Genomic DNA, 26,586 nt, shown 5'->3' on the forward strand with positions numbered 1-26,586 from the left:
CTGGGCGCTCATTTCGTCGAGAAGAACATGCCGGTGATGAGGTAGTTCGTCACCAGGATCATGATGGAGGCCGACACCACCGCGTTGGTGGTCGCCGCCCCCACGCCCTGAGCGCCGCCCTTGGAATGGTAGCCGTGGTAGCAGCCCATCAGCGAAATCAAGAAGCCGAAGACCGCCGCCTTGACCAGACCGGAAATCACGTCCAGCGGCTCCAAAAACTCCCAAGTGCGGTTGATGTAGCTGCTGGCGTTGAAGTCCAGCCGGTAAACGCCGACCAGAAAACCGCCAAAGACGCCGATGATGTCGGCGACCAGCACCAGCAGCGGCAGCATCGCCAACCCGGCCATCAGACGCGGCGCCACCAGATATTTGAACGGGTTGGTGGACAGGGTGGACAGCGCGTCGATCTGTTCGGTCACGCGCATGGTGCCGATTTCCGCCGCCATCGCCGCGCCGATGCGTCCGGCCACCATCAGACCGGCCAACACCGGCCCCAACTCGCGCGTGATCGACAGGGCGACCACGGTGGCGATGGCGCCTTCGGCCTGGAAGCGGGAGAAGCCGCTGTAGCTTTGCAGGGCCAGCACCATGCCGGTGAACAACGCCGTCAACCCGACCACCGGCAAGGAGTAATAGCCGATGTCGATCATCTGGCGCAGGATTTGCCGGGGGTAGAAGGGCGGGCGCACGCAGTGCGACAGGGCCGTTCCGGTGAACATGGCGAGACGCCCGGTCGCTTCAAGAAAGACCAGGAACGCCCGGCCGGTGGCGGCAAGGAAACCCATCAGTCGGCCTGTGTCGTTGTCGTGGAAATCATCGTGATCGGATCACTGCGGCGAATCACTGGGGGGCGTAGGGGTCGGAATAGATCCGGTGGTAACGGGGGCCGAGCGAGGTCAGCACCTCATACCCGATGGTTCCGGCCTCCGCCGCCACGGTGTCGACCGGGCGGTTCGGCCCGATCAGCTCGACCAGCCCGCCGGGCTGCGCGGCGTGATCGGGCAGGCCGCTGACGTCCACCGTTATCAAATCCATGGAGATCCGCCCGACGATGGGCGCGGCGACGCCATCGACGTAAACATGGCCGCGACCGCTGAGCGAGCGCAGATACCCGTCGGCGTACCCCACGGCGATGGTGGCAATTTTCGTTGGTCCTTCAACGCGATGCGCCGCACCGTAGCCAACGGTCGCCGGGCTGTCAATCGAACGGACCTGAAGGATCCGGGCGTCCAGCCGCATCACGCCCCGCATCGGGTTGGCCGCGTGCGGCGTCGGATTGACCCCATAGAGCGCGCAGCCGGGCCGGGCGAGGTCGAAGTGAAAGGATGGGCCGTGGAAAATGCCCGACGAGTTGGCGAAGCTGGCCTTGGCGCTGGGCAGCCGGGCCAACGCGAGGCGGAACCGCCCCAACTGCTGGGCCGACATCGGCGACTCGATCTCGTCGGCGCAGGCCAGATGCGTCATCCAGAAACGCAGATCGACGCCGTCCAACCATTCCGGCGCGCGAACCAGCGCGTCCAACTCGTCCGGGCCAAGACCCAGCCGGTTCATGCCGGTGTCGAGATGGATGGCGGCGGGCAGAGCCTTGCCCTGGGCGTGGGCGAAGCGCCGCCACGCGGCGACCTCCCCCAGATGATTCAGCACCGGCCAGATGCGGTTGCCGACGAAATCGGCCTCGCTGCCGTGCGGCAGGCCGCCCAGCGACAACACGCGGGCGTCGGGCGCGGCGGCGCGGACGACCAGCGCCTCCTCAAACTGGGCGACGAAGAAGGTCGTGCAACCGGCGGCGCGCAGGGCGGGGACCACATGGGCGGCCCCCAGGCCATAGGCGTCGGCCTTGACCACCGCCGCGCATTCGGCGGGGGCCACGCGGTCGCGAAGCTGGGTCCAGTTGGCGACCACCGCGCCAAGGTCCACAGTGAGGATGGCGGCAGCGCGCCGGTTGAGGTCAGTCATCGTCCTGATTGCGTTGGTCAAGGTCGCCGAACTTGGTGAACTGGCCGTCGAAGTAGAGACGGACGGTTCCGATCGGACCATGGCGCTGTTTGGCGATGATGACCTCGGCGGTGTTGTGCACCTCGCCAAGCCGTTGCTGCCAGCGCTGGTAACGGTCGTTGAACTTGTCGTCGCTCTCGTCGGGCCGTCGGGACGGTTCGGCGCGTTCAAGATAATACTGTTCGCGGAAAACGAACATCACAACGTCGGCGTCCTGCTCGATGGAGCCGGATTCGCGCAAGTCGGCCAACTGGGGCCGCTTGTCCTCGCGCAACTCCACCGCGCGGCTGAGCTGCGACAGGGCGATGACGGGAACCTCAAGCTCCTTGGCGATGGCCTTCAGGCCGCGCGTGATCTCCGAGATTTCCTGCACCCGGTTCTCGCTGCCGCGCGAGGAAGAGCCGCGCAAAAGCTGAAGGTAATCGACCACCACCATGTTCAGGCCCGAGGTGCGCTTCAACCGGCGGCAGCGGGTGCGCACGGCGGACACCGACAAGGCGGGGGTGTCGTCCACGTAAAAGGGGCAGCGCGCCAGATCCTGGCTGGCCTGGACGAATTTCGGGAAATCGCTGTCGCGGATTTCGCCACGGCGGATCTTGTCGCCGGGAACCTCGACCACTTCGGCCAGAATACGGGTGGCGAGCTGTTCGGCGGACATTTCCAGCGAGAAGAAACCGACGACTCCGCCCTCCTGCCCGCCCGACCGCATGTGCGCGCGGGCGGCGTTGAAGGCGATGTTGGTGGCCAGCGCCGTTTTGCCCATCGACGGGCGTCCGGCGAGAATCACCAGATCGGACGGGTGCAGGCCGCCCAGCTTGCGGTCGATGTCGATCAGGCCGGTGGTCACGCCGGTGACGTGGCTGGACCGGCGGAAGGCCACCTCCGCCGTGGCGATGGCGTGCTTGACCGACTCGCCGAAGGCGACGAAGCCGCCCTGCACGTCGCCGGTCGAGGCCAGATCGAACAGTTGCTTTTCCGCCTCGCCGATCTGGTCCAGCGCGGTGACGTCGAGGTCGTGGCGGTACGCCTCGTTCACCATGTCGGTGCCGACTTCGATCAACTGGCGGCGGATGAACAGATCATGGATGGTCTTGCCGTAATCCCCGGCGTTGACCACGGTGACGACGTTCGCCGCCAATTCGGCCAAATAGGCGCTGCCGCCTTCGACCGCCAGTTCGGCGTCGTTGTCGAACAGCGACTTCAGCGTCACCGGGTTGGCGATCTGCCCCCGGTCGATCATCTTGGCGATGGCCGCGAAAATACGCTGGTGGACCGGGTCGTAGAAATGATCGGCGCGCAGGAACTCGCCAACCTTCTCATAGGCCTTGTTGTTGACCAGGATGGCGCCCAGCAGCGCCTGTTCCGCCTCCTCGTTGTTGGGCGGGGTGCGGTATTCCGGCGTCGCCTTCGCGGCGCCGGTCTGCGGGCGGGGGTCGAACAGCGTGGAGGTCTGGTTGCTCATGCGGGACACTGTAGCAGAAAACGGAACAAGAACGCTGCGCCGGGGCGCGGCGGTCTCGGGAAAAACCTGTGCATAAAAATTATCCACAGGCTGTGAACATCGGGGACAGTTCGTCGGGGCCGCCGGTCAGAGCTTGCGCGAACGGTCAGGGCTGCGCGGGTCGGGGGCGTCCTCCAGGGCGGTGAACACATTGTCGATGTGGTCGGCGACGCGGTACAGCCGGTCGCGGTCGATGCGGGCGAAGCCCTGCGCGACCATATGGTCGATCAGCCCCAGCAAGGGCCGCCAATAACCATCGACGTCGGCGATGACGATCGGCTTGTCGTGCAGGCGAAGCTGCTTCCAGGTCAGCACCTCGAACGCTTCGTCCAGCGTGCCGAGGCCGCCGGGCAGGATGACGAAGGCGTCGGATTTTTCCACCATCATCCGTTTGCGGGTGTGCATGCTGTCGACGACGTGCAGCTCGGTCAGGCCGGTGTGCTCGATTTCCGCCGATTGGATGTGGTCGGGGATGATGCCGACGACCTCGCCGCCCGCCGCCAGCGCGGCGTCGGCGACGATGCCCATCAAGCCGACCCGCCCGCCGCCGTAAACCAGCCGGATTCCCCGGCGGGCCAGACCGTCGCCCAGCGCGTGGGCGGCCTCTTTGTGGACGTCGGCGACCTGGGCCGAGGCCCCGCAATAGACGCAGACGGAGGAGAGGGTCTTCATCGCACCACACCCTTTCTTGGCGCTGCCCGCCGGAACCGGACGCTTGACGACGCGCCGACGGCGAACATTTTCTTCGTTGGACGGACGGAATAATCAGCCGCTCCCTGGCGTCAACCCCGGGACCGGCCCATTTTGGCCATGGTATCACCGGGAGGGACCACATGAACAACCGCGTCGTCAACGCCCTTGCAGCCGCTTCCCTGTCCGCTCTGCTCGTCGCCGCCTTTGGCGGGATGGCCGGGGCCGCCGATCCGGCGGACATGGTCAAGGAACGCCAACAGACCATGAAGAAGCTGGGCGGCGGCATGGGCGCCGTCGCCAAGTTCGTCAAGAACGAGGGCGGCACGCTGGAAGACGCGGCCAAGGGGGCCGAAGCCGTGCTGGCCGTGGCCAAGCTGGACGCCAAGGCGGTGTTCGTCCCCGGCACCGCCGTCGGCGTGGGCGAAAGCGCCGCCAAGCCGGAGCTGTGGCAGAGCTGGAGCGTCGCCGAGGAGCGTTGGAAGGCCGTGGAGCCGGCGGCGATGAAGCTGGGCGAGGCGATTAAGGGCGGCGACCGCGCGCAGATCGCGCAGGCTTTGGGGGCGACCTCCAAGACCTGCGGCACGTGCCACGAAGATTTCCGCGTCAAGAAGCAGTAAGCGGCCATGCGGCGTCGGGCTTGGCCCCTGACGGCGCGGGCGTTGCCGCTCGTCCTGCCGTTCGTCCTGGTGGCGGGCGGCGGGGCGTGGGCGGCGGACGCCGACGCGGTCGCCCGTGGCGGTTATCTGTTCCAGGCGGCGGGCTGTCTGGGCTGCCACACTAACGAGAAGGCGGGCGGCGCGCCGCTCACCGGCGGGCGGGCGTTGGTCACGCCGTTCGGCACCTTCCACACCCCCAACATCACGCCCGATCCGGTCAACGGCATCGGGCGGTGGAGCGACGCCGATTTCATCCGCGCCTTCCGCGAGGGCGTGCGCCCGGACGGCGCGGCGCTGTTTCCGGCCTTTCCCTACGCCAGCTACACGCGGATGACCGACCGCGATTTGCTGGATCTGAAAGCCTATCTGTTCGCGCAAAAGCCGCAGGCCGTGGCCAACAAGCCGCACGACCTGTCGCCGCCCTTTTCCTGGCGCTTCCTGGTGCCGGGCTGGCAATGGATGTACATGACGCCGGGTCCGGTCGCCGACGATCCCGGCAAACCGGCGGCGTGGAATCGCGGGCGCTATCTGGTGGACGCGCTGGGCCATTGCGGGGAATGCCACACGCCGCGCTCGCTGCTCGGCGGGTTGGACCAGAGCCGCTATCTGGCTGGAACGCCCGACGGCCCGGACGGCGACAAGATCCCGAACATCACCGCCCACCCGGTCAAGGGGCTTGGCAAATGGTCGGACGGCGATCTCGCCATGCTGCTGGAACTGGGGTTGAAGCCGGACGGCGACGTGGCGGGCGGGGCGATGGGCGAGGTGGTGCGCAACAGCACCTCCAAACTGACGGCGGAGGACCGCGCGGCGATCATCGCTTATCTGAAGACCGTGCCGCCCAAGGAGTGAGCGGCGCCGCGTGAAAATGCCGCTCGTATCGCCGACGGCGGGCGGGCTATCTTGCGGGATCGTTGGATCGACGCAAGGCGGGCGGACCCAAGGGCATGAGGCTGGTGTGGAACAGCGCGAGGCGGGGGATGCGGGTCGGCCTGGTGGCCGGAACGTTGTCTCTGCTTGCGCAGATTCTGCTGTGGGCCTGGATGCCGACGGCGGTCGCCGCCGCCGACGGGGTTTCCCTTGGCGGAATTCTGGTGTGCACCCCAAGCGGGTTTAAAGCGGTCGCCTTGAACGATCAGGGCGATGCCGACGCGCCGACCCCGGCGCTGGGGCAAGATGGTTGTCCGCTCTGCCCCCTGATTGGCGGTTTGGCGTTGCCGCCACCGGATTTGTTCGCGTTGACGTTGGTTCTCCGTCCGTTTGATGGGGCGCCAGGAGCCGAACGCCACAGCGTCTCAACATGGTTCCTCTACAATCTTCAGGCCCGCGCCCCTCCTGCCTTCGGTTGATCCGTGTTTCACCGATTTTGGATTGGCGGCGTCCGGCGATGTCCGGTCGCGCCGTATGATTGCATGAGGAGAGTTTGCAATGGCGCGTTTGTTGTGTCTGGCCACCACCTTGGTTCTGTTGGGCGCGAGCGCCGCTTCGGCGCATGGTTTCAAAGCGGGCGAGGTCGAAATCGATCATCCCTGGTCACGCGCCACCGCGCCGTCCGCCGCCAACGGCGCGGCCTATTTCGTGCTGAGCACCAACGGGAAAGAGGAGGACCGCCTGCTGTCGGCCTCCACCCCGGTGGCGGACAAGGCTGAGCTGCACACCCATCTGATGGACAACGGCGTCATGAAGATGCGCCCGGTCAACGCCATCGAGGTCGCCCCCGGCTCCCCCACCGCGCTGGCCCCCGGCGGCTTGCACGTCATGCTGCTTGGGCTGAAGCAACCGCTGGTCAAGGGCAAGAGCTTTCCCTTGACCCTGGTCTTTGAAAAGGCCGGGCCGACCGTGGTGCAGGTCGATGTTCAAGGGGCGGGGGAAACCGCGCCCAACCATGGCGGCGGCGCGGGCCACATGGACCATCAGGCCCCGGCGAAGCCATAAGATCGGGCGATGGCGCGCGGCGGTGAGCGATCGCCGCGCGCCGCGCCTTATTGATCGACGCCCCGGCGCTGCGGGCGGTTCAGGCTGGGGGCGATGACCGCGCCCAGCAGGCCGAACAGCAGCGGAATCGACAAAAACAGGCTCCAATGCGGCGGGCGTTCGGCGGCGTGCAGCAGCGTGCGCAACCCGGCGACGTCGAAGGCCAGCAGCAAGGCCACGAACAGCCCGCCGCCAAAGGCCCCGGCGGCGAAGCCGGGCAGCAGGCGGCAAAACAAGGCCCAACCGGGCGGCGGGCGTGAAAGCCGTCCCAACGGGTCTTCGTGTTCGGGATCATGCATGGCGGACGGCGGTCGCGGTGGCTTGGACAAGGCCAAAGGACATAGTCCAATTGAGGGGGAATCCGCCATCCTTTTGATGCGGTGCAATGTTTTTGGCGATGCTAGGAGGGTTGCGGCGCCGGGGCGCTGGCCGCGCGCCCGGCGTGATTGTCGGCGTTCCGGTTTGAAAGCGGGTTACATGGCCAAACCAACCTTGGTGACGGGCATTGGCGCGAAGCCGGTCAGCGCTTCCACCCGGCGCAACCATGAGGTGATGGCGGGGTAGGGGGCCAACGACACGTCGCCTTCCTCCGCGTGAGCGATGTAGGAGTAGAGGGCGACGTCGGCGATGGTCGGCGCGTCGGCGGCGACGAAGCTCCGTCCGGTCAGATGACGATCCAGAACGGCGAACAGGCTGTTGGCGATGGTCTTGGCCCGCTCATGGTCCAGCTTGGCCCCGAAGACGTTGACCAACCGGGCGCTGGCCGGGCCGCTGGCGACCGGACCGGCGGCGACGGACAGCCATTGCTGAACCCGCGCCGCGCCCAGCGCGTCTTGTGGCAGCCACGCGCCGGTCTGGTCATAGGTCTTGGCCAGATAAACCAAAATGGCGTTGCTGTCGAACAGCACGGTCGCGCCGTCTTCCAACACCGGGATCTGGCCGAACGGGTTCATCGCCAGAAATTCCGGCGTCTTGTGCGCGCCTTTCATCAAATCGACCTCAACGAGTTCATGCGGCAGACCAAGCAGCGACAGGAACAGGTGAACCCGGTGGGCGTGGCCGGACAACGCATGGCGGTGAAGACGGATGGTCATGGGGTGATCCTCTGGCAAGGGCTGGTTGGAGAGCAGGCGCGATTGGCCGGTCTTGATAGGGTTTGCTTCGCGCCGACGCGCCCATCAGTACGCCTTGTCGGGGGTCGATAGAATTTGCGAAACTGGAAAGGCATTCTTCCGATTTATGGAAGAATAGCTTGTCGGCGGGTTTGACTTTCCCATGGCCCGCCGTTTGTCCGGGCGCGCCCATTCGTGCTACTGAAGGTTCGCCGGTTCGAGGGGGCCGGTCAGGGAGAGGTCGGTTGCTGAATGGGTGCGAAGGTGAAGCGAAACGCGTTATTCCGCAGTCTTGCCGTGATCCTGCTGACCGGGGTTGTTCTCTATGGCCTGTGGTTGGCCGGATCGGTGAAACCGGAACATTCGGTTGCGCCGCCGCCGATGAAGCAGGCGACGCCCTTGCCGTCACCGCCAGCCCCTCCGGCGGCGGTGACGACGCCGCGTTTCGATGTGGTGCGGATCGCTCCCGATGGCGAAGCGGTCTTGGCCGGACGGGCGGCCCCCGGCGCCACCGTGGTGGTCCGCGACGGCGCGGCGCCCGTCGGTTCGACGCCCGTCGGCTCTGTCACGGCGGATGGACGCGGCGAATGGGTGATGCTGCCTGAAAAACCGCTGACGCCCGGCACGCGCGAGTTGGGTTTGAGCGAGGTCCGTCCAGGAACAAGCGAACCGGTCTTGTCCGACAAGGTGGTCGTCGTGATGGTGCCCGATCCGCCATCGGAGACTCCGACGAAGCCCGCGCCAGCCCCCTCGTCCGCGCCCGTCGCGCCGTCCCCTCCGGCGGCGACGGCCTTGGTGGTGGCGGTGCCGCGCGCCGGATTGGGAAGCGCTGGGACGGACAGCGGCGGCAGTTCCTTGTTGCAGGCGCCGCAGGGCGCGCCCAGGCCCACGCCCGCGCCGACGCAAATGGCGAACGGGAAACCCGCCGACGCCCCAGCCCCGCCGGGCGGCGTGTCGGTCGAAACCATGGATTACGACCCGGTCGGACGGGTGGCGCTGGGCGGTCGGGCCGGGCCGAACAGCCATGTTCAGCTCTATCTCGACAACATTCTGGTGGGCAGCGCCCACACCGACCCGCAAGGCCACTGGCGTCTGACGCCGGACAAGCTCATCGACCCTGGTCTCTACACCTTGCGCGCTGACGAGGTGAACGACACTGGCAAGGTGGTGGCGCGGGCGGAACTGCCGGTGCAGGTCTCGACGCTGCCCACCGACATGACCGATGGGCGCAGCGTGGTGGTTCAACCGGGCAACAGCCTGTGGCGCTTGGCTCGGCGAACCTTGGGCGACGGCATGCTGTACACGACGATCTACGCCGCAAACCGCGATCAGATCCGCAACCCGGACCTGATTTATCCGGGGCAAATCTTTACGGTGCCGCCGGGCGCGCAACCGCCCAGCGACCCGCCGCCCAGCAATTAAGGGCGAACATTAGGAAACCGGCGGAACGCGCCCTGCCGCCGCCCAACCGGCGGGCGTCAGGCGCAACCGCTCCGGGCCGCCGCCCGCCGGGTTCGACTCCAGCGTCACCAACTCACGATCCTCGAACCAGGCCCAGCGGCTGACGTCGGCGGTGGTGGCGGTCCAGCCGTCGGCCAGCTTTTGCAAGGTCGCCACGTCGGCGGCGGCGATGGGGAATTTCGGGCGGGCTGCCGGGCGGGCGGGCGCGGGCGGCGCAGGCAAGGGCGGCGCGTCGGCCCCGGCGCGGGCGCGGATCCAGTCGGCCTGATAGGCGCGCGTCGCCTGCTCCAGTTCGGCGCGCGCCTGTTCCAGCGGGCAGCGCAGATAGGATTCGAGCAGCGCGCGCAGCGCGTCGGGGGTGGCGGGCGTGGTCATGGGATCAACCTTGTTGGTCAACGCGGGGAAGGACGGAAAAAACGCTCACAACCAGCCGATCCGTTTGAAGCGGACGAACAGCCCGCCGCAGACCAGCGCGATCACCGACAGCGCCGCCGGATAGCCGAAGCGCCAATGCAACTCCGGCATCACCTCGAAATTCATCCCATAGATTCCGGCGATGGCGGTCGGCACGGCGAGGATGGCGGCCCAGGCGGCGAGCTTGCGCGTCACGTCGTTCTGGCGGGCGGCGGCGACGATCATGCTGGTTTCAAAGGCGAAGGACAAAATCTCGCGCAACGAGCCGATCTGTTCGTTGACGCGGATCACATGGTCGTGGACGTCGCGGTAATAGGGCCGGATGTCGGTGTCGATCATCGGCAAGTCGAAACGCTCCAACCGCGAACACACCTCCAACAGGGGGGAGGCGGCGCGGCGCAGCCGTTCCAGATCGCGGCGCAACTGGTGGATCCGCTCGATCTCCGCCGTGCCGGGGGGCTGGCGCATCAGGTGGGCTTCCAGCTCCTCGACCTTCCCGGCCATCTGGTCGAGCACGGGGAAATAGCAATCGACGACGTAATCCATCACGGCGTAGACGACGAAATCCTCGCCATGCTTCAGCAAGGCGGGCGCGGCCTCGCAGCGCGCCCGCACCGGCGAATAGGTGGTCGAGGGGCCGTGCCGCACGGTGACGACATAGCCCTTGCCGGTGAAGAGATGGGTTTCGCCCAGGATCAGGCTTTCGCCGTCCAACCGCGCCGTGCGCAGCACCATGAACAGGCTGTCGCCATAGACCTCCAGCTTGGGCCGCTGGTGGGCGTGGAGCGCGTCCTCCACCGCCAACTCATGCAGGCCGAATTGCTGTTTGACGTCCATCAGCAGCGGCTCGTCCGGTTCCCACAGGCCGATCCAGACGAAATGGTCGGGCTTGGCGGCCCAGGCCCCGGCCTCGCCCACCGGGATGTCGGCGACGCGCCGCCCATTGCAATAGGCGACGCTGGCGACGATGCCGGGTTCAGTCGGCGCGGAGGGATGGGACGTGTTGGGAGTCGGTTGGGCCAGCATGGATGGAAAGGCCGCTGTTCAGGTGGACGCGTGCGATTGAGTATGGATCCTATAGCACGCCCGGCAATCTGGAACACAGCCCTGGCCCGCTCGCCTGACCTCAGACGTCCTCATCCCCCCCGACCGGAGCCGATCAGACGGACGCGGCCCGCTTGCGACAGGTCGGGCAGGGTGGCGAACACGGTTTCTTCGGTCAGTTCGCTGATGAGGCGGCGCTTGGCGCGGGCGGCCTCGGCGGCGGCGCGCAGGGCTTGCGGGTCGAAGGGGGTGGTTTCCAACAGCGCGCGCACAGCCCTTCCGGCGACGCGGTATTCCTCGCTCAGGGCGGCGAAGCGGGCGCGTTGCGGCTCGAAGGCGGCGCGCAGGCGGGCGGCGTCGTCGTCCGACAGATCGGGGGCGATCCGCTCGACGAAGCGGTCGGGCATCGGGCGGTAGGGCGGCGGCCCCGGCGGGTGACGGCTGGCGATCAGCATCGCGCCCAAAAACAGGTTGAGGGCGACGGACAGCAGAGCCAGCGCGCGCAGACTGACGAAGGACGGCAAGCGGAAGGCGGCGAGGCCCGTCATCGGGAATCTCCATCGAACAGGGTGGTCACGTCGTCGCTCAACAGGGCGACCGTCTGACCGCGTGGCAGGCTGGGCGGGGCGGCAAGCTGGTTCCCCGCCACCCAGCCGAGCGTGACCAGGGCGACGCAGAGCGCCGCCGCCGTCCAGCGCGGCGTGCGACCCAGCAGCAGAACCATCAGCGTGTCCTGCGGCGTCGCCCGCGCCGTCCGCGCGACTTGGGTCAACAGGCGGGCGGCGCGGGCCTCGTCGATCAGGGGCGCCGCGCCGGTCAACAGCCGGTCGAACGCCTCGGCTTCAATCCGCGCGGCGCGCAGGCGGGGAGAGGCGGCGAGCGCCCGTTCGGCCTCCGCCCGCAATTCCGGCGGCCAGCGCGTGGCGTCGGCCCCAAAATCGGCGAGATGCTGGAGGAATTGGCTTTCGGTCATGATGGCTCCCTCCCGGCGCTCAGCGCCGTTTTCAACGCGGCCCGCGCCCGCGCCAGCAGCGAGGCGAAGGCGCTTTCGCCCAATCCCAGAACGTCGGCGGCCTGCCGTTGGCTCAGCCCGTCCTGGTGAAACAGCACCACGGCGGCGCGCTGGCGGTCGGGCAGGGCGTCCAGCGCCCGGTTGACCTGGGCGGCGGTCTGCCGTTCGGCGATGCGGTCCAGCGCGTCGGGCGCGCCGTCGGGGATCGCCTCGGCGTCGTCCAGCGGCGACCAGCCCGGACGGCGGCCCCGGTCGATGGCCAGATTGACGATGATCCGGTAAAGCCACGTCCCGAACGCCGCCCGCGCCCCGTCCCACCGCGCGGCGTGCCGCCAGACGCGCAAGAACGCCTCCTGCGCGACGTCGTCGGCGTCGGACGGGTTGCCGGTCAAACGTTGGGCCAGCGCCACGGCGCGCCGCATGTGGCGCGCGGCCAGCCGGTCGAAGGCGTCGGCGTCGCCGCCCGCCACCCGCGCCATCAGCGCGTCGTCGCTGTCCTCCGTGCCGGTCATCGCTGCACCGTTCGCCGTGGTGTTCGGCAGAGTTACGGCAAGCGGCCAGGAAACGCACCTGTTCGTCGCAGCCTCCCTCCGCTATTCCGTCGGAGCCGCTGGCGCAGGCGGCGGCGCGTCGCTGAGCGTGTGGCGGGCGCGTTTGCGGCCCAGCGCCAGCCTTTCCAGCGTCAGATACAGGACCGGCGTGGTGTAGAGCGTCAGCATTTGGCTGACCAGCAGCCCGCCGATGATGGCGACGCCCAGCGGGCGGCGCAGCTCGCCGCCGGTTCCATAATCGAAGGCCAACGGCACGGCGCCCAGAAGGGCGGCCATGGTGGTCATCATGATTGGGCGGAAGCGGACCAGCGCCGCTTCGCGGATCGCGTCGAAGGGTGACAGGCCGCGTTCGCGTTCGGCCTCCAGCGCGAAGTCGATCATCATGATGGCGTTCTTCTTGACGATGCCGATCAGCAGGATCAGGCCGATCATCGCCACGATGGACAGCTCGTAGCCTGTCAGGATCAGCGCGATCAACGCCCCCAGCCCGGCGGACGGCAGGGTGGACAGGATGGTCAGCGGGTGGATCAGGCTTTCGTACAGCACCCCCAGCACGACATAGATGGTCAGCAGCGCCGCGACGATCAGCAGGGGCTGGCTTGATTGCGATTGCTGGAAGGCGCGCGCCGTTCCCTGGAACCCGGCGCGGATGCTGGCGGGCATGCCGATGTCCTCCGCCGCCCGCGCGATGACCTCGGTCGCCTGCGATAGCGACACGTCGGGGGCGAGGTCGAAGGTGAGGTTGGCGACGGGAAAGCCGCTTTGGTGTTGGATCGAGGCCGCCTGATTGCCGATGGTCACGCTGACCACGGCGGACAGCGGAACCAGACCGGCCCGGCCCGGCACATGGATTTTCTTCAGCGCGTCGGGACCAAGCGCGTCCTTGGGATCGACCTCCAGCACCACCTTGTGCTGATTCTGCATCAGATACATGGTGGAGACTTGGCGCTGGCCGAAGGCGTCGTAGAGCGTCGCCTCCAGCGCGCTCAACGACACGCCCAGACGGGACGCGGCGTCGCGGTCCACCACCACGTTGGCTTGCACCCCGCCATTCTGGCGGTCGTTGGCGACGTCCACCAGTTCGGGCAAGGTCCGCAGCTTTTCCACCAGCCTTGGCGCCCACAGATTCAGGGCGTTGATGTCGGTGTCTTGCAGGGAATAGAGATACTGGCTGCGGCCCTGCCGCCCGCCCATGCGGATGTCCTGCACCGGCGTCAGGAACAGTTGCACCCCCGGCACGCGGGCGGCGCGTTGGCGCAGGCGCGGCAGGATGACGGACAGCTCGTCCCGCTCTGCGCGCGGCTTCAACGCAACGAAGACGCTGCCGGAATAGGTTCCGCCCGGCCCGCCGCCGCCGATGGACGCGCCGACGCTCTCCACCGCCGGATCGCCGGAAACGGCGTCTTGCAACGCGCGCTGGCGAGCGAGCATCGCCTGGAACGAGATGTCGGGCGGCGGGTCGCTGAAGCCGTTGAGCATCCCGGTGTCCTGCTGCGGCACGAAGCCTTTTGGCACCTGCCCGTAAAGCCAGACGCTGACCCCAATGATGGCCAGCGTGACGCCCAGCATGATTCGGCGATGCGCCAGCACCCAATCCAAGCCGTCGGCGTACAGGCCGAACAGCCGCGCGCCGAGCCAATCCAGCGCGCGGGCGACGCGGCCCGGCGGCTTGCGGTCGGCTTCGGCGGTCAGCAGATGGGCGCACATCATCGGCGTCAGCGTCAGCGAGACGACGGCGGACACGGCGATGGCGACCGACAGAGTCACCGCGAATTCGCGGAACAGCCGCCCCATGATGCCGCCCATGAACAGGATGGGGATGAAGACGGCGACCAGCGACAGGCTGATCGACACCACGGTGAAGGCGACCTGCCGCGCCCCCTTGATCGCGGCGGCGAAGGGCTTCTCCCCCTGTTCGATGTGGCGGACGACGTTTTCAATGACGACGATGGCGTCGTCCACGACGAAGCCGACGGAAATCGTCAAAGCCATCAGCGAGAAATTGTCCAGGCTGTAGCCGATGGCCCACATCGCCGCGAAGGTTCCGGCCAGGGACAGCGGCACGGCGGTGGCCGGAATGACGGTCGCCCACAGCCGCCGCAGGAACAGCGCCATCACCATCACCACCATGGCCACGGTGATCGCCAGAGTCTTTTGCACGTCGGCGACCGACGCGCGGATCATTGGCGTGCGGTCGCTGCGGATGGCGATGTGAACGCTGGGCGGCATCCAGCCTTCCAGCACCGGCAGTTCGGCGCGGATGGCGTCCACCGTCTCCACCACGTTGGATCCGGTCTGCTTCATCACGTTGATGAGCACGGCGCGCTGGCCGTCGTACCACGCGGCGGTGCGGCTGTTTTCCGGCGCCTCGATCACCTCGGCGACGTCGCCCAGCCGGATGGTCGCCCCGTTCTTGTCGCTGACGATCAGGTTGCGGTAGGCGTCGGCCCCGAACAACTGGTCGCTGGCCCCGATGGACCAGGATTCCTCCGCGCCGTCGAAGCTGCCCTTGGGGCTGTTGGCGTTGGCGTTGGCGATGGCGCTGCGGATGTTTTCCAGGCTGACGCCCATCGACGCGGCGGCGGCGCTGTTGGCGCGCACGCGGACGGCGGTTTTCTCCGCCCCGTTGATGGTGACTTGGCTGACGCCCTGAATCTGGCTGAGGCGCTGGCCGATGACGGTTTCGGCCAGCGAAAACACCTCCCCCGGCGGCAGGGTGGCGGAGGTGACGGCCAGAACCATGATGGGCGCGTCGGACGGGTTCAAGCGGCGCAGGCGCGGCGGGTTGGGCAGATCGGCGGGCAAGTCGCCCCCCGCCGCGTTGATCGCCGCCTGCACGTCGCGCGAGGCCGCTTCGATGTCGCGGTTCAGGTCGAACTGGATGATGACCGACGTGCTGCCCGACGTGCTGTTCGACGTCATTTCCGACACCCCGGCGATGCGGGCGAGCCGTCGTTCCAACGGGGTGGCGACCGAGGCCGCCATGGTTTCCGGGCTGGCGCCGGGCAGCGAGGCGCTGACCAGGATGGTGGGAAACTCCACCTGCGGCAGCGGCGCCACCGGCAGGAAGCGGTAGGCGACCAGGCCGACCAGCAACAGCCCGATCATCAACAGCGAGGTGCCGACCGGGCGGTGGATGAAGGGGGTGGAGAGCGCCATCGCCGCTTACTCCGCCGCCGCCGTTTGGCCGGGCGCCGCCGCGTCCTTCATGTCAACGGCGGCGGTCTTGCGGCGCGGGCGCAGCAGACGGCCCAGCCGGTCCATGTAGAGATAGACCACCGGGGTGGTGTAGAGCGTCAGGACTTGGCTGACCAGCAGCCCGCCGACGATGGCGACGCCCAGCGGTCGGCGCAACTCCGACCCTGTGCCATGCTCCAGCGCCAGCGGCAGCGCGCCCAGCAAGGCCGCCATCGTCGTCATCATGATCGGACGGAAGCGCAGCAGCGAGGCTTCGTAGATCGAGCGTTCCGGGGGCAACCCGTGATGACGTTCGGCCTCAAGCGCGAAGTCGATCATCATGATGGCGTTTTTCTTGACGATGCCGATCAACAGCACGATGCCGATCAAGGCGATCAGCGACAGATCATGGCCGGTCGCCATCAGCGCCAGAATCGCCCCGACCCCGGCGGACGGCAGGGTGGACAGGATGGTGATCGGGTGGATCGTGCTTTCATACAGCACGCCCAGCACGATGTAGACGGCGACCACCGCCGCCAGGATCAGCCAGGGCTGAGTGTCCAACGAAGACCGGAACTCGGCGGCGGTTCCGGCGAAGCGCGCGGTGGCGGTGTCGGGCATGCCGATGCTGGCGCGGGCCTGCTGAATCGCCGTCACCGCGTCGCCCAACGCCACGCCGGGCGCGACGTTGAAGGACAGGGTGACGGAGGGGAATTGCCCCTGGTGGGTGATGACCAGCGGCGCCGTGGTCCGCTCCACTTTCACCAACCCGTCGAGCGGCACGACGCCGCCGCCGCTGGACTTCACATAGATTTTCGACAGGGAGGCCGGATCCATCTGAAAGGACGGCTCGACCTCCAGAATCACCCGATATTGGTTGGTCTGGGTGTAGATGGTGGAGACTTGGCGCTGGCCGAAGGCGTCGTACAGCGTGTCGTCGATGGTCTGCGGCAGCACATGCAGGCGCGACGCCGCGTCGCGGTCGATGGTCAGATAGACTTGCAGGCCGTAGGGCTGCTGGTCGGTCGCCACGTCGGTCAGTTCGGGGCGGGCGCGCAGCGCCGCCAGCAGGCGCGGCGTCCAGTTGTTCAACTCCTGCGGGTCGGCGTCCTGCAAGACATATTGGTATTGGGTGCGGCTGACCCGGCTGTCGATCTGAACGTCCTGCGCCGCCTGCATGAACAGGGAAATGCCTTGCGCGTCCGCCGTCGCCGCGCGCAGCCGGGCGATGATCGCGTCCGCCGAGGCGTCGCGCTGGTCGCGCGGTTTCAGGGCGATGGTCAGGCTTCCGGCGTTGGTGGTCGGGTTGACCGACCCGGCGCCGACGAAGCTCGCCACCGCCGCCACGTCGGGATCCCGGCGGACGATTTCGGCCACCGCGCGTTGCCGCTCGCTCATCGCCTTGACGGAGATGGAGGGGGCGGCGTCGGTCACGCCCATGATGACGCCGGTGTCCTGCTGCGGCAGGAAGCCTTTCGGCACGACGTCGTACAACCACAGCGTCGCCGCCAGCGTGGCGATGGTGACGGCCAGCGTCGTTGGCTGGTGGCGCAGGACAAAGCGCAGCGACGTGGCGTAACCGTTCAACAGCCCGTCGAACACCCGCTCGCTCCAGCGAAACAGGGCGTTTTGCGGCTCCGCGCCGTCCGGTTTCAGCAGCCGGGCGCACATCATCGGCGTCAGCGTCAGCGAGATGACCGCCGACACCAGAACGGCGATGGACAGGGTGATGGCGAATTCGCGGAACAGGCGGCCCACCACGCCGCTCATGAACAACAGCGGGATGAAGACGGCGATCAGGGACAGGGTCAGCGACACCACGGTGAAGCCGATCTGCCGCGCGCCTTTCAACGCCGCCTGCATCGGGCTTTCGCCCTCCTCGATGTGGCGGACGATGTTTTCGATCATGACGATGGCGTCGTCGACGACGAAGCCCGACGCGATGGTCAGCGCCATCAAGGACAGATTGTCCAGGCTGAAGCCGCACAGCGCCATGATTCCGAAGGTGCCGATCAACGACAGCGGCAGGGCGGCGGCGGGAATCAGCGTCGCCCACGCCTTGCGCAGAAAGACGAAGATCACCATCACCACCAGACCGGCGGTCAGCACCAGCGTCTTTTGCACGTCGGCGACGGAGGCGCGGATGGTCGCCGTCCGGTCGGTCAGCACCGCCATGGTGATTTGCGGCGGCAGGGAGGCTTGCAGCGACGGCAGCAGGGCGTGAATGCGGTCCACCGTGTCGATGATGTTGGCGCCGGGCTGGCGCTGGACGCTCACCAGCACCGCCGGTTTGCCGTCATGCCAGGCGGCCAGCCGGGTGTTCTCCACCGAATCCACCACCGCGCCGATGTCGGACAGCCGCACCGGCCCGCCATTCTTGTAGGTGACGATGATGGGACGGTAGGCGGCGGCGTTTTCGATCTGGTCGTTGACGCCGATGGACCAGCTTTGGCGCGGCCCGTCGAAGCTGCCCTTGGGGGCGTTCACGTTGGCCTGGGTGATGGTGGTCCGCACATCCTCCAGGGTCAGGCCAAGACCGGAAACCGCCGCCGGATTGACCTGGACCCGAACCGCCGGGCGCAAGCCGCCCTCAATCCCGACATAGCCGACGCCGTCCACCTGCGACAGCTTTTGCGCCAGCAGCGTGTCGGCGGCGTCGCTGACGGTTTCCAGCCGCAGGTTGTCGGCGCTGAGCGCCAGAACCATGATCGGCGCGTCGGCGGGATTCACCTTGTCATAAACTGGCGGGTTGGGCAGCCCCTTGGGCAAGCCGCCCGCCGCCGCGCTGATGGCGGACTGTACGTCTTGCGAGGCCGCGTCGATGTTGCGCGACAGGGAGAATTGCAGGGTGATGGTGGACAGACCGAAGGAGCTGGTCGAGATCATCGACGAAATCCCGGCGATCTGCCCCAATTGCCGCTCCAGCGGCGCGGTGACGGAGGAGGCGATGACCTCGGGCGCGGCGCCGGGCAATTGGGTGGTGACGCGCACGGTCGGAAAATCGACGGTCGGCAGCGAGGAAATCGGCAAGGCGCCGTAGCCGAGCAGCCCAAGCAGCACCACCGCCACCATCAAAAGGCCGGTGGCGACCGGGCGCAGGATGAAGGGGGCGGACAGGTTCATGACGGCTCCCGCGCGGCCCGCGCCGTCGCCGCGCCATCCGCCGGTTGATCCGTTGGCTGACGGTGACGGCGGGGCGCGTCGGGGTTGTTCGGGTCACGGGGGCCGCGTTCGCGCGGACGCTCGCCGCTCGCCAGCGGGGCGGCTTGGTCGACGGGGGCGGCGGTGGGCGCGGCGTCGCTGGAAGGTTGGCCGGGCGTTTGGCCGCGCGGGGGCGGATCGACCAGACGGATTTTCGATCCCGGTTGCAGGCGGTATTGCCCATCGACCACCACCCGCTCGCCGGGGGTCAGGCCGTCGTCGATGATCGCCTTGCCCTCTTCGATGCGGGCGACCTTGATCGGACGCTGTTCGACCGTCTGGTCGTCCTTGATGACGTAGGCGAAGGTTCCCTGCGGGCCGCGCTGCACGACGGTGGACGCGACCGTGGTCGCCCCGCGCCGGATGGTGGAGAGCAGCCGGACATTGACGAATCCACCCGGCCACAGCCGTTGCGGGTCGTTCGGCAGCGTCGCTTTCAAACGGATGGTGCCGGTGCCGGTGTCGATCAAATTGTCGATCACCGCCAGCGTCCCGGCCCCCAACACCGTTTTGCCTTCGCGATCAAGAGCCTGGACCGGAACCTCGCCGCGCGTCTGGGCGTCGATGATGGCGGGCAGCAGCTTTTCCGGCAGGGTGAAGACCACGGCGATCGGTTGCACCTGGGTGATGGTGACAAGGCCGCTCTGGTCGCTCGACCGCACCATGTTGCCCTGGTCGAGGGAGCGCAGGCCGATCCGCCCGCTGATCGGCGCGGTGATGGTGGTGTAGTTCAGTTGCACCTGGACCGCCTCAATGGCGGCGTCGTCGGCGCGGATCTGCGCCTCATACTGGACGACCTGGGCGCGCTGGGTGTCCACCGTCTGTTTGGCGGCGAACTCGCGCAGGTTGAGATTGCGCTCCAGGTCGCGCTTGGCGTTGGCGAGTTGCGCCTCGTCCTGCGCCTTTTTCGCCTGGGCTTGGGCCAGTTGGGCCTGAAGCGGGCGGGAATCGATGATCGCCAGCACGTCGCCCGCCTTGACCAACTGGCCTTCGCGCAGGTCAAGCCGCTGCAACTCGCCATCCACCCGCGCGCGTACGGTCACGCTGTTGAAGGCCTGGACGGTGCCGATGCCGTCGAACCAGATCGGCACGTCCTCGCGCGCCACGGTTCCGGCCTGCACCGCGATGGTGGCGTTGCGCGCGCCGGGAGCGCCGGGACCGGAGGGCGTCGCCGGGTGCAGCAGCTTGTCCCGCACGGCGTAACCGACGCCGCCGACCAGCCCGACGAGCACGATTCCGGTGATGACCGGTTTCCAACGCATACCCATGATGTCCTGACCGTCGCTCAGCGTCTCGTGATCCAGAGACCCTTGATACGGCCATCAACAGCGGAATCGTCGGTCGGGGGCGATTTTATTTTGGGGGGCGCGTGACAAGCGGCGGCGGGGGCGGAAACAGGCCGCTCATCCCACCAAACCGGCGGCGAGGTTGACGCCCAAGGCCAGAACGGCGGTGTTGAACAGAAAGGACAAGGCGCCGTGAAGCAAAACGACTCGGCGCGCCGCCGCCGTGCGCGTGACGACGTCCGACACCTGCGCCGTCATGCCGATGGTGAAGCTGAAATAGAGAAACTCCAGATAGTCCGGCTGTTCGTTGCCAGGGAAATCCAAACTCTTTGGGGCGTCCCGCTCGTCGCTGTCCAGCCAGTAATCATGGGCGTAATGCTGGGCGAAAAAGACATGCAGGAAGATCCAGGACAACAGCACGGTGACGGCGGCCAGCCCGGCGGAGGCTCCGGCGTGGGGCGACCCCTTGGCGGCGATCAACTCGACCCCGATGGCGACCAGCGACGCCACGGCGACCAGCACGGCCCCGATCAAAACGCCCCACTTGCCCGGATCAAGCCGTTGGGCGCGATGGCGGATCGAGGCCACATTGGCCCGGATCATCAGCCGCGTGGACAAAAAAATGTAAAGGGTGACGCCGACATCCCAACCGATCAGAGACGCGGTGACGGGGCGCCACCACAGCATTCCAGCCGCCCCGGCCAGAACAGCCACCCCTGAGGAAGTCAACAAGGAGGGGCGGTTTCCAAGATGGCGGAGGCTGCGCCGCATCCGCCCGTCGCCCGCTTCAGTTTGACGCAGGGTAGAGCGGCAGCAAATTTTGCTGCCGTTGCTGGAACCGCACCAACTCCATCACGGTCAAGGGTTTGAAACCGAGCGCCCGGTTGGCGGCGGCGACCTCGAACATCAGAGATTGTTGTTGGAACAGCACGGCGTAGGCGTCGGTCAGGCGGAATTCGGGATCCCACATGTGGATGGCCTCGGCCCCCGCGCCATTGACCTCGATGATCTGGAACCCCTCGCCACGCTGCAACTGTTCGACTGAGGCGAAACGGATGTCGAAGCGACCGAAATGGAAGTTCGGCATCGAATCGGCGATCTCGTCAAAGCGCGCGGTCAGGGTCGCCGTGGCGTGGGCGCCGGCGTCCTTGTACAGCCCGCCGACCCGGCTGCTGCCGACCAGCGACAGGCGGACGATCTCGCCCTCCGGCGGCACGTCGTCCAGCCGATTGGCCAGCGCGTCATGATGCAAATCGGCTTTCCAGGAGGCCCGTGGATCCCGCGCGATCAACGCGCGCAAGCTCGAAGACCCATCACCCACCACATGCGGGAAGTAACGGAAGGTCATCGAAAAGATGCGGCCTGAGACTTCACCCGGCATTCGCACATAAAACACCCCAGCCTCGCCAGCGTAGGGGATGTAGTCTTGCAGAATAACGCGGCAATTCTCGGGAAATTCACTCAAGTAGCGCTGCAAGTCGGGAATATCGTGGACCAGGCGAACGCCGATGCCGCGCCAACCGATGTCTGGTTTGGCCACCAGCGGGAAGGACATTTCGCCCTCTGCGATCACCGATTCCAACTCCGCGATGGTCAGGTTGGCCCGGTTGACCAGATCGCAGGATCCCGCCACCCAGCGCCGGGCCTCCGGACCAATCAGGTCGATGCATTGAATCTTGGATTCGCCCAGCAGTCCGCCTGCCTCAATCGACGGGTTGGCCGCCGTTGGCAGCGACAGGCCGCGATGACGCAGGCCAAGAGCAAACCACTGAACAACCAAGGGAATGTAGAACAGCAACGGCGGAATGCGTTCGGCGAAGCCAATGGTTTTCGCCCCGGCGGGGACCACCGGCATGCCTGGCAAGACGATGGCGTGCGGTGTCGGCATGCCCTTCAGCGCGTCGGGAAGATGCGGGGCGATGGCGCGTCCCAACCGTGCGAAAACGCCGGAGGCAACGCGGCGCACCGTTTGGGCGCGCAGGCCGACGATGGTCAAAACAACAACAATGCCAATGGCTTGCATCTCAATAGCCGCCGCTTCCAGCGACGAGGTCATCAGCGTCAGCAAAAGCCAGACGTGGATGGTCGCGGTGATGAGAGTGATGAGGATGAAGCGTATGAACGGAACCTTCATGGCCCCACAGGCGAAATAGGTCGGGAACAGAACCCCCGGCACCAACCGACACGTCACCAGCGCGGGCAACAGGTTGCGTTCCAACGTTTTCCGACAACGCTCCAACAACGGCCCTTCCGTGCGACGGCGCAGCCAGCCGACCCGCAGCGACAAAATGCCCAGACAATAGATCAGCAGATCACCGGCGATGATCCCCCCCAGCAAAGCAAAGGCGGCGACGCCAATGTTGAGGGTGCCGATGCTGATAAGACTGGCGCCCGCCGCGATGGCCACGTCTTCGTGCAACAGCGTCAGCAACGCGAGTCCAAACAACAGAGGGAGGTCTGAAAACGCTGTTATCGGTTGCAGTGCGGCAAACACGGGGCTGGCGATCCGTCTGAGTTGGCATCCGACTGAGGATATGGGGGCAAAATTACATAAGATTCGCTAAGCTTCACGTTAAAAGTTTTTTGGAACTCTGCCTCGCCAGCAATTCGCCCTTCAAGCCATATGAATTCACTATACCATGGATCACAATTATGTGTTTGTGAATATGGCGTGAACGCGGCAGAGTGCCAACCAAGAACAGCCACCCCCAAACGAACCCAGCCCCAATCGCAGGAGACGCACCGTGAAGAGCATGCAGTGGGAGGATCCCTTCCTTCTCGACGCCCAATTGTCCGAGGACGAGAAGCTGATCCGTGACAGCGCCCGCGCCTACTGCCAGGACAAGCTGCAACCGCGTGTGATCTCCGCCTTTCGCGAAGAGCGGTTTGACCGCGACATCATGTCGGAAATGGGCGAGTTGGGGCTGTTGGGGCCGACGATTCCTGAGGAATATGGCGGACCAGGGGTCAACCACGTCGCCTATGGTCTGGTCGCCCGCGAGGTCGAGCGGGTGGACAGCGGCTATCGTTCCGCCATGTCGGTGCAATCCTCGCTGGTGATGCACCCGATCTACGCCTATGGCGACGAAGCGCAGAAGAAAAAGTGGCTGCCACGTCTGGCCACCGGCGAACTGGTGGGTTGTTTCGGCCTGACCGAACCGGATCATGGATCCGATCCCGGCGGCATGAAGACCCGCGCCACCAAGGTGGATGGCGGCTATCTGCTCAGCGGCTCCAAGATGTGGATCACCAACTCGCCGATCAGCGATCTGGCGGTGGTGTGGGCCAAGTCGGACGCCCATGACAACAAGATCAAGGGCTTCGTGGTTGAGCGCGGGACCAAGGGCTTCTCGACTCCGAAGATCGAGGGCAAGCTGTCGCTGCGCTCCTCGGTGACGGGCGAAATCGTCCTGGACGAGGCCTTCGTGCCCGAAGAAAACCTGCTGCCGAACGTCGCCGGTCTTGGCGGGCCGTTCGGCTGCCTGAACAAGGCGCGCTACGGCATCGCCTGGGGCGTTCTGGGGGCCGCCGAATTCTGCTGGCACGCCGCCCGGCAATACACGCTGGACCGCAAGCAGTTTGGCCGTCCGCTCGCCGCCAACCAGCTCATCCAGAAGAAGCTGGCCGACATGCAGACGGAAATCGCGCTGGGCCTGCAAGCCTGCCTGCGCGCCGGTCGCATGATGGATGACGGAAGCTGGTCGCCGGAAGTCATCTCGCTCATCAAGCGCAACAATTGCGGCAAGGCGTTGGACATCGCCCGCGTCGCCCGCGACATGCACGGCGGCAACGGCATTTCCGACGAGTTCCAGGTGATCCGTCACATGGTCAATCTGGAAACCGTCAACACCTACGAAGGCACCCACGACGTCCACGCCCTGATCCTGGGCCGGGCGCAGACGGGCATTCAAGCCTTCTGCTGAAGATTGGCCTTCTGCTGAAGATTGGGCGGGGGCATGGCGCCCCCGCCTTCACGCCACCCGGGCGTCTGCGTTGGCCTGATCGCGCACTTCGCTCAGGAAACGTTCGACCTCGGCGGCGAGTGTGCGGGTTTGATCGGACAGGCCACGCGCGGCGCTCAAAACCGATCCCGCCGTGGTTCCGGCGCTGTCGGCGGTGTGGGCCAGCGACGCGATGGTCGCCGACACCCCTTGCGTTCCCAACGCCGCCATCTCCACCGCGCGGGCAATTTCCTGCGTGGCGGAGTTTTGTTCGCGCACAGACTGGGTGATGTCCCCGGCGATGCCGTCGATCTCGGTGATCGTTTTGCCGATGGAGCCGATGGCGTCCGCCGCTTCGCGAGTCACCGCCTGCATGGCGTTGACCTGGGCCGAAATTTCATCGGTGGCCTTGGCGGTTTGATCGGCCAGCCCCTTGACCTCGGTCGCCACCACGGCGAAGCCCTTTCCGGCCTCCCCGGCGCGGGCGGCCTCGATGGTGGCGTTCAGCGCCAGCAAATTGGTTTGCTTGGCGATGGCGTGAATCAGGCCGACCACCTGCCCGATTCGTTCGGCGTTGCTCATCAATCCCTGCACGGTCGCGTTGGTGCGGTCGGCGTGCGACACCGCTTCGCTGGCGATGCGGGCGGAATGGCTGACCTGATCGGTGATGCCGCCGATGGAGCTGGCGAGTTCGGTGGCGGCGGCGGCGGCGGAGCGCACGTTCGACTGGATGTCGTCGGATTCCCGCGCGACGTTCTTCGATTGCCCCGAGGCTTGATCGGCGACGTTGGCCATGTGTCCGGCGCTGTCGGCCATCCCGGCGGCGGACGCGGCGATGCCCTCGACCAACCGGATGACGGTGCGTTGAAAACGGTCGGCCATGCCAATCAAGGCGACGCGCTTGGCCTCTTCGGCCTTGGCGTCGGAGGCCGCCTGTTCGGCGTGCATCCGTCCGATGGCCTGGGCGTTGTCGCGGAAGACGGTGACGGATCCGGCCATCGCGCCGATTTCGTCGTGCCGGTCTGCCCCCGGCACTGACACGTTGATGTCGCCGTCGGCCAGATCGGCCATGGCCCCGGCCATCGCCCGCAGCGGTTTGATGACCATGCGGCTGAGCAGAAGATTCAACAGACCAATCTGGACCAGCAGGGCGATGATGCAGATGGCGATCTGATTGCGCATTTGGTTGAGGATGGCGTTGATCTGCTGGTCCAGGCTCCAGGCGATTTGCAGGGCGCCGACCAGCCGCTTGCTTTTGCCGGTGACGACCGGCACGGTGATGACGATGTGTCCCTTGGCGGAACGGGCTTGCGCGCCTTTGCCCGCCAGCACGGCGTCGATCAGGTCCTTGTCCTCGGCCAAGTCATAGGCGGCGAAACGCGGGTTGCTGAACTCGGCCAACACGCCGCTGGGGGCGACGGCGCGCAAGGTGGTGAGTTGCACCTCGTTGCTGTTGGCCAGGGGCATGAACTCCGTCTCGATGGACGCGCCGTCGCTGGCGACGAAGCTTGTCTTGGTGGCGTTGGCCAGCATGTCGGTTTTGACGCGGGCGTCGTGGGTGGCGAGTTGAACCGTGTCTTCATACTGCATGAAGGCTTGCAGCCCCATGATGACGACGAAGCCGCCGATGATGGCCGCGACGAAGGCGGCCGTCACTTTCCGTCCGATGGTCCAGAAATGGCGCGGCTTTGCGCCGACCGTCGCCTTGTTCGCCGCCGCCCCTTTGTCCGCTGCCATAGTCACGGTCCCTCTCATGCGGGTAAAGCCGGACGTCGACCCGCGCGGCGTCCATGCGTGTGTCAGCGTTTCCCTCGGCTGAATTGCCGAGTGGACGCTGTGGTTTGCAAAAAAATGACGGATTTATTACAAAATACCGAAGTATGATATCGCTGAAATGCGCTCAGATCCATTGGCTTTTTCTCTGAATCGCTGTTTTCGGCGCGCTTTCAGAGTATCAGCCAAAGATTTCGGCAGTCTCGGGGTTGGTTCCAAGACGCTATTGTTTTAAAATTGTCGGATTTTCTTGGGATTGGCAACCGCCGGATGAAAAACCGGCGGTCGCCAATTGCGTTTGCTCAAACCGTCATCATAGCGCCGTTAAAACAATCACCCGCGTGGCGGGGTGCGTTCCCGCCAATGCAGTGGTCCAGCGGCTTCATAGATCCACGGATACTGGTTGACCATTTTTCGCGCGATGGCCATTCGGTATGTTGTTGCGGTAATGGCGGCGATGGCGGCGGTGTGGACGATGAAGCCCCAGGGGGCGAGCAGGGTTTCGCCCGCCAGGCCCCAGGCGAGGAAGCGGTCGCCGACGCCGAGCAGCAGGGAATAGGCCCAGACCGCCGACATCGGTTTCCAGCCTTCGGCCAGGGTTTGGCCGGTCAGCACGCCGAAGCCGCCGAAGACCAGCACCGTCAGAAAGACGAAGACCGGCAGCGACGATCCCAACACAGCGTCCATCTCAGTGTCCCCCTTCCAGATAGGCCGCGCGGACCTCCGGGTCGGCCAGCAGCGCCGCGCCCGATCCCGTCATCGTGATCTTGCCGTTCACCATCACATAGCCGCGAT

24 protein-coding genes and 1 pseudogene are annotated in these 26,586 nt (G+C 66.4%); 6 read left to right on the forward strand and 19 right to left on the reverse strand.

Annotation, left to right across the window (positions count from 1 at the left end; all coding sequences use genetic code 11):
• Positions 1–8 precede the first annotated feature (8 nt).
• The 4 genes from ACODS4_RS24145 to ACODS4_RS24160 form a co-directional block, all read right to left on the reverse strand.
• Positions 9–785, reverse strand: a complete 777-nt coding sequence (locus ACODS4_RS24145; protein ID WP_488868222.1) for an MlaE family ABC transporter permease — start codon at positions 783–785, stop codon at positions 9–11.
• Between the two features lie 55 nt (positions 786–840).
• Positions 841–1,956 carry an alanine racemase gene (gene alr / locus ACODS4_RS24150; protein WP_488868223.1) on the reverse strand — a complete coding sequence of 372 codons (1,116 nt, stop codon included), beginning with the start codon at positions 1,954–1,956 and terminating at the stop codon, positions 841–843.
• Positions 1,949–3,457 (reverse strand): replicative DNA helicase, encoded by a 1,509-nt coding sequence (locus ACODS4_RS24155; RefSeq protein ID WP_488868224.1) that lies wholly within the window; start codon positions 3,455–3,457, stop codon positions 1,949–1,951. The genes alr and ACODS4_RS24155 overlap by 8 nt, the downstream gene beginning before the upstream one ends.
• A gap of 126 nt (positions 3,458–3,583) precedes the next feature.
• On the reverse strand, positions 3,584–4,168 hold the full coding sequence (locus tag ACODS4_RS24160; RefSeq protein ID WP_488868225.1) for an LOG family protein: 585 nt from the start codon (positions 4,166–4,168) through the stop codon (positions 3,584–3,586).
• Between the two features lie 161 nt (positions 4,169–4,329).
• Between ACODS4_RS24160 and ACODS4_RS24165 the strand changes: the two genes are divergently transcribed.
• From ACODS4_RS24165 to ACODS4_RS24180, 4 genes are all read left to right on the forward strand, one after another.
• Positions 4,330–4,806: a c-type cytochrome gene (locus ACODS4_RS24165; protein WP_488868226.1), complete on the forward strand. Its 477-nt coding sequence runs from the start codon at positions 4,330–4,332 to the stop codon at positions 4,804–4,806.
• Between the two features lie 6 nt (positions 4,807–4,812).
• Positions 4,813–5,697 (forward strand): c-type cytochrome, encoded by an 885-nt coding sequence (locus ACODS4_RS24170; RefSeq protein WP_488868227.1) that lies wholly within the window; start codon positions 4,813–4,815, stop codon positions 5,695–5,697.
• A gap of 95 nt (positions 5,698–5,792) precedes the next feature.
• Entirely contained in the window at positions 5,793–6,194 is a 402-nt protein-coding gene (locus tag ACODS4_RS24175; RefSeq protein WP_488868228.1) for a DUF2946 family protein, read from the forward strand.
• Positions 6,195–6,273: 79 nt separating this feature from the next.
• Entirely contained in the window at positions 6,274–6,780 is a 507-nt protein-coding gene (locus tag ACODS4_RS24180; protein WP_488868229.1) for a copper chaperone PCu(A)C, read from the forward strand.
• Between the two features lie 47 nt (positions 6,781–6,827).
• Here the strand turns inward: ACODS4_RS24180 and ACODS4_RS24185 are convergent, their stop codons facing one another.
• Both ACODS4_RS24185 and ACODS4_RS24190 read right to left on the reverse strand, forming a co-directional pair.
• Positions 6,828–7,118 carry a hypothetical protein gene (locus ACODS4_RS24185; RefSeq protein ID WP_488868230.1) on the reverse strand — a complete coding sequence of 97 codons (291 nt, stop codon included), beginning with the start codon at positions 7,116–7,118 and terminating at the stop codon, positions 6,828–6,830.
• 174 nt (positions 7,119–7,292) lie between these two features.
• On the reverse strand, positions 7,293–7,913 hold the full coding sequence (locus tag ACODS4_RS24190; RefSeq protein WP_488868231.1) for a glutathione S-transferase family protein: 621 nt from the start codon (positions 7,911–7,913) through the stop codon (positions 7,293–7,295).
• A 282-nt stretch (positions 7,914–8,195) separates the two neighbouring features.
• Between ACODS4_RS24190 and ACODS4_RS24195 the strand changes: the two genes are divergently transcribed.
• A complete protein-coding gene (locus ACODS4_RS24195; protein WP_488868232.1) occupies positions 8,196–9,353 on the forward strand; it encodes a LysM peptidoglycan-binding domain-containing protein in 1,158 nt (385 codons plus the stop codon).
• 9 nt (positions 9,354–9,362) lie between these two features.
• Here the strand turns inward: ACODS4_RS24195 and ACODS4_RS24200 are convergent, their stop codons facing one another.
• From ACODS4_RS24200 to ACODS4_RS24245, 10 genes are all read right to left on the reverse strand, one after another.
• Complete coding sequence (locus ACODS4_RS24200; RefSeq protein ID WP_488868233.1) at positions 9,363–9,767, reverse strand: hypothetical protein; 405 nt, start codon at positions 9,765–9,767, stop codon at positions 9,363–9,365.
• A gap of 45 nt (positions 9,768–9,812) precedes the next feature.
• Positions 9,813–10,832 carry a magnesium/cobalt transporter CorA gene (gene corA / locus ACODS4_RS24205; protein ID WP_488868234.1) on the reverse strand — a complete coding sequence of 340 codons (1,020 nt, stop codon included), beginning with the start codon at positions 10,830–10,832 and terminating at the stop codon, positions 9,813–9,815.
• Between the two features lie 110 nt (positions 10,833–10,942).
• Positions 10,943–11,398, reverse strand: a complete 456-nt coding sequence (locus ACODS4_RS24210; protein ID WP_488868235.1) for a periplasmic heavy metal sensor — start codon at positions 11,396–11,398, stop codon at positions 10,943–10,945.
• Entirely contained in the window at positions 11,395–11,823 is a 429-nt protein-coding gene (locus ACODS4_RS24215) for a hypothetical protein (RefSeq protein ID WP_488868236.1), read from the reverse strand. Before ACODS4_RS24215 ends, ACODS4_RS24210 begins: the two co-directional genes overlap by 4 nt.
• A complete protein-coding gene (locus tag ACODS4_RS24220) occupies positions 11,820–12,374 on the reverse strand; it encodes an RNA polymerase sigma factor (RefSeq protein WP_488868237.1) in 555 nt (184 codons plus the stop codon). The genes ACODS4_RS24215 and ACODS4_RS24220 overlap by 4 nt, the downstream gene beginning before the upstream one ends.
• 81 nt (positions 12,375–12,455) lie before the next feature.
• Entirely contained in the window at positions 12,456–15,572 is a 3,117-nt protein-coding gene (locus tag ACODS4_RS24225; RefSeq protein ID WP_488868238.1) for an efflux RND transporter permease subunit, read from the reverse strand.
• 6 nt (positions 15,573–15,578) lie between these two features.
• On the reverse strand, positions 15,579–18,713 hold the full coding sequence (locus ACODS4_RS24230) for a multidrug efflux RND transporter permease subunit (RefSeq protein ID WP_488868239.1): 3,135 nt from the start codon (positions 18,711–18,713) through the stop codon (positions 15,579–15,581).
• A complete protein-coding gene (locus tag ACODS4_RS24235) occupies positions 18,710–20,053 on the reverse strand; it encodes an efflux RND transporter periplasmic adaptor subunit (RefSeq protein ID WP_488868240.1) in 1,344 nt (447 codons plus the stop codon). Before ACODS4_RS24235 ends, ACODS4_RS24230 begins: the two co-directional genes overlap by 4 nt.
• 141 nt (positions 20,054–20,194) lie before the next feature.
• Positions 20,195–20,809: a DUF1345 domain-containing protein gene (locus ACODS4_RS24240; protein WP_488868241.1), complete on the reverse strand. Its 615-nt coding sequence runs from the start codon at positions 20,807–20,809 to the stop codon at positions 20,195–20,197.
• 55 nt (positions 20,810–20,864) lie between these two features.
• On the reverse strand, positions 20,865–22,508 hold the full coding sequence (locus ACODS4_RS24245) for a VTT domain-containing protein (protein WP_488868242.1): 1,644 nt from the start codon (positions 22,506–22,508) through the stop codon (positions 20,865–20,867).
• Between the two features lie 322 nt (positions 22,509–22,830).
• Here ACODS4_RS24245 and ACODS4_RS24250 point away from each other — a divergent pair, with 322 nt between their 5' ends.
• Positions 22,831–24,000 (forward strand): acyl-CoA dehydrogenase, encoded by a 1,170-nt coding sequence (locus ACODS4_RS24250; RefSeq protein WP_488868246.1) that lies wholly within the window; start codon positions 22,831–22,833, stop codon positions 23,998–24,000.
• A 48-nt stretch (positions 24,001–24,048) separates the two neighbouring features.
• Here ACODS4_RS24250 and ACODS4_RS24255 read toward each other — a convergent pair whose 3' ends face one another.
• The 3 genes and pseudogenes from ACODS4_RS24255 to ACODS4_RS24265 form a co-directional block, all read right to left on the reverse strand.
• Positions 24,049–25,755, reverse strand: coding sequence for a methyl-accepting chemotaxis protein (locus ACODS4_RS24255; protein ID WP_488868243.1), 1,707 nt, complete (start codon positions 25,753–25,755; stop codon positions 24,049–24,051).
• Between the two features lie 369 nt (positions 25,756–26,124).
• Positions 26,125–26,478 (reverse strand): DUF6867 family protein, encoded by a 354-nt coding sequence (locus tag ACODS4_RS24260; RefSeq protein WP_488868244.1) that lies wholly within the window; start codon positions 26,476–26,478, stop codon positions 26,125–26,127.
• Position 26,479: 1 nt separating this feature from the next.
• Positions 26,480–26,586 (reverse strand): annotated as a pseudogene (locus ACODS4_RS24265) (ABC transporter ATP-binding protein); the annotation flags it as partial.

The organism is Azospirillum sp. FG154, assembly GCF_057809575.1.

What these genes read in the sequence shown, in the direction of transcription:
- ACODS4_RS24145 (WP_488868222.1), bottom strand. Translation starts at nt 785, where the DNA reads ATGGGTTTCCTTGCCGCCACCGGCCGGGCGTTCCTGGTCTTTCTTGAA.
- alr (WP_488868223.1), bottom strand. Translation starts at nt 1,956, where the DNA reads ATGACTGACCTCAACCGGCGCGCTGCCGCCATCCTCACTGTGGACCTT.
- ACODS4_RS24155 (WP_488868224.1), bottom strand. Translation starts at nt 3,457, where the DNA reads ATGAGCAACCAGACCTCCACGCTGTTCGACCCCCGCCCGCAGACCGGC.
- ACODS4_RS24160 (WP_488868225.1), bottom strand. Translation starts at nt 4,168, where the DNA reads ATGAAGACCCTCTCCTCCGTCTGCGTCTATTGCGGGGCCTCGGCCCAG.
- ACODS4_RS24165 (WP_488868226.1), top strand. Translation starts at nt 4,330, where the DNA reads ATGAACAACCGCGTCGTCAACGCCCTTGCAGCCGCTTCCCTGTCCGCT.
- ACODS4_RS24170 (WP_488868227.1), top strand. Translation starts at nt 4,813, where the DNA reads ATGCGGCGTCGGGCTTGGCCCCTGACGGCGCGGGCGTTGCCGCTCGTC.
- ACODS4_RS24175 (WP_488868228.1), top strand. Translation starts at nt 5,793, where the DNA reads ATGAGGCTGGTGTGGAACAGCGCGAGGCGGGGGATGCGGGTCGGCCTG.
- ACODS4_RS24180 (WP_488868229.1), top strand. Translation starts at nt 6,274, where the DNA reads ATGGCGCGTTTGTTGTGTCTGGCCACCACCTTGGTTCTGTTGGGCGCG.
- ACODS4_RS24185 (WP_488868230.1), bottom strand. Translation starts at nt 7,118, where the DNA reads ATGCATGATCCCGAACACGAAGACCCGTTGGGACGGCTTTCACGCCCG.
- ACODS4_RS24190 (WP_488868231.1), bottom strand. Translation starts at nt 7,913, where the DNA reads ATGACCATCCGTCTTCACCGCCATGCGTTGTCCGGCCACGCCCACCGG.
- ACODS4_RS24200 (WP_488868233.1), bottom strand. Translation starts at nt 9,767, where the DNA reads ATGACCACGCCCGCCACCCCCGACGCGCTGCGCGCGCTGCTCGAATCC.
- corA (WP_488868234.1), bottom strand. Translation starts at nt 10,832, where the DNA reads ATGCTGGCCCAACCGACTCCCAACACGTCCCATCCCTCCGCGCCGACT.
- ACODS4_RS24210 (WP_488868235.1), bottom strand. Translation starts at nt 11,398, where the DNA reads ATGACGGGCCTCGCCGCCTTCCGCTTGCCGTCCTTCGTCAGTCTGCGC.
- ACODS4_RS24215 (WP_488868236.1), bottom strand. Translation starts at nt 11,823, where the DNA reads ATGACCGAAAGCCAATTCCTCCAGCATCTCGCCGATTTTGGGGCCGAC.
- ACODS4_RS24220 (WP_488868237.1), bottom strand. Translation starts at nt 12,374, where the DNA reads ATGACCGGCACGGAGGACAGCGACGACGCGCTGATGGCGCGGGTGGCG.
- ACODS4_RS24225 (WP_488868238.1), bottom strand. Translation starts at nt 15,572, where the DNA reads ATGGCGCTCTCCACCCCCTTCATCCACCGCCCGGTCGGCACCTCGCTG.
- ACODS4_RS24230 (WP_488868239.1), bottom strand. Translation starts at nt 18,713, where the DNA reads ATGAACCTGTCCGCCCCCTTCATCCTGCGCCCGGTCGCCACCGGCCTT.
- ACODS4_RS24235 (WP_488868240.1), bottom strand. Translation starts at nt 20,053, where the DNA reads ATGCGTTGGAAACCGGTCATCACCGGAATCGTGCTCGTCGGGCTGGTC.
- ACODS4_RS24250 (WP_488868246.1), top strand. Translation starts at nt 22,831, where the DNA reads ATGCAGTGGGAGGATCCCTTCCTTCTCGACGCCCAATTGTCCGAGGAC.
- ACODS4_RS24255 (WP_488868243.1), bottom strand. Translation starts at nt 25,755, where the DNA reads ATGGCAGCGGACAAAGGGGCGGCGGCGAACAAGGCGACGGTCGGCGCA.
- ACODS4_RS24260 (WP_488868244.1), bottom strand. Translation starts at nt 26,478, where the DNA reads ATGGACGCTGTGTTGGGATCGTCGCTGCCGGTCTTCGTCTTTCTGACG.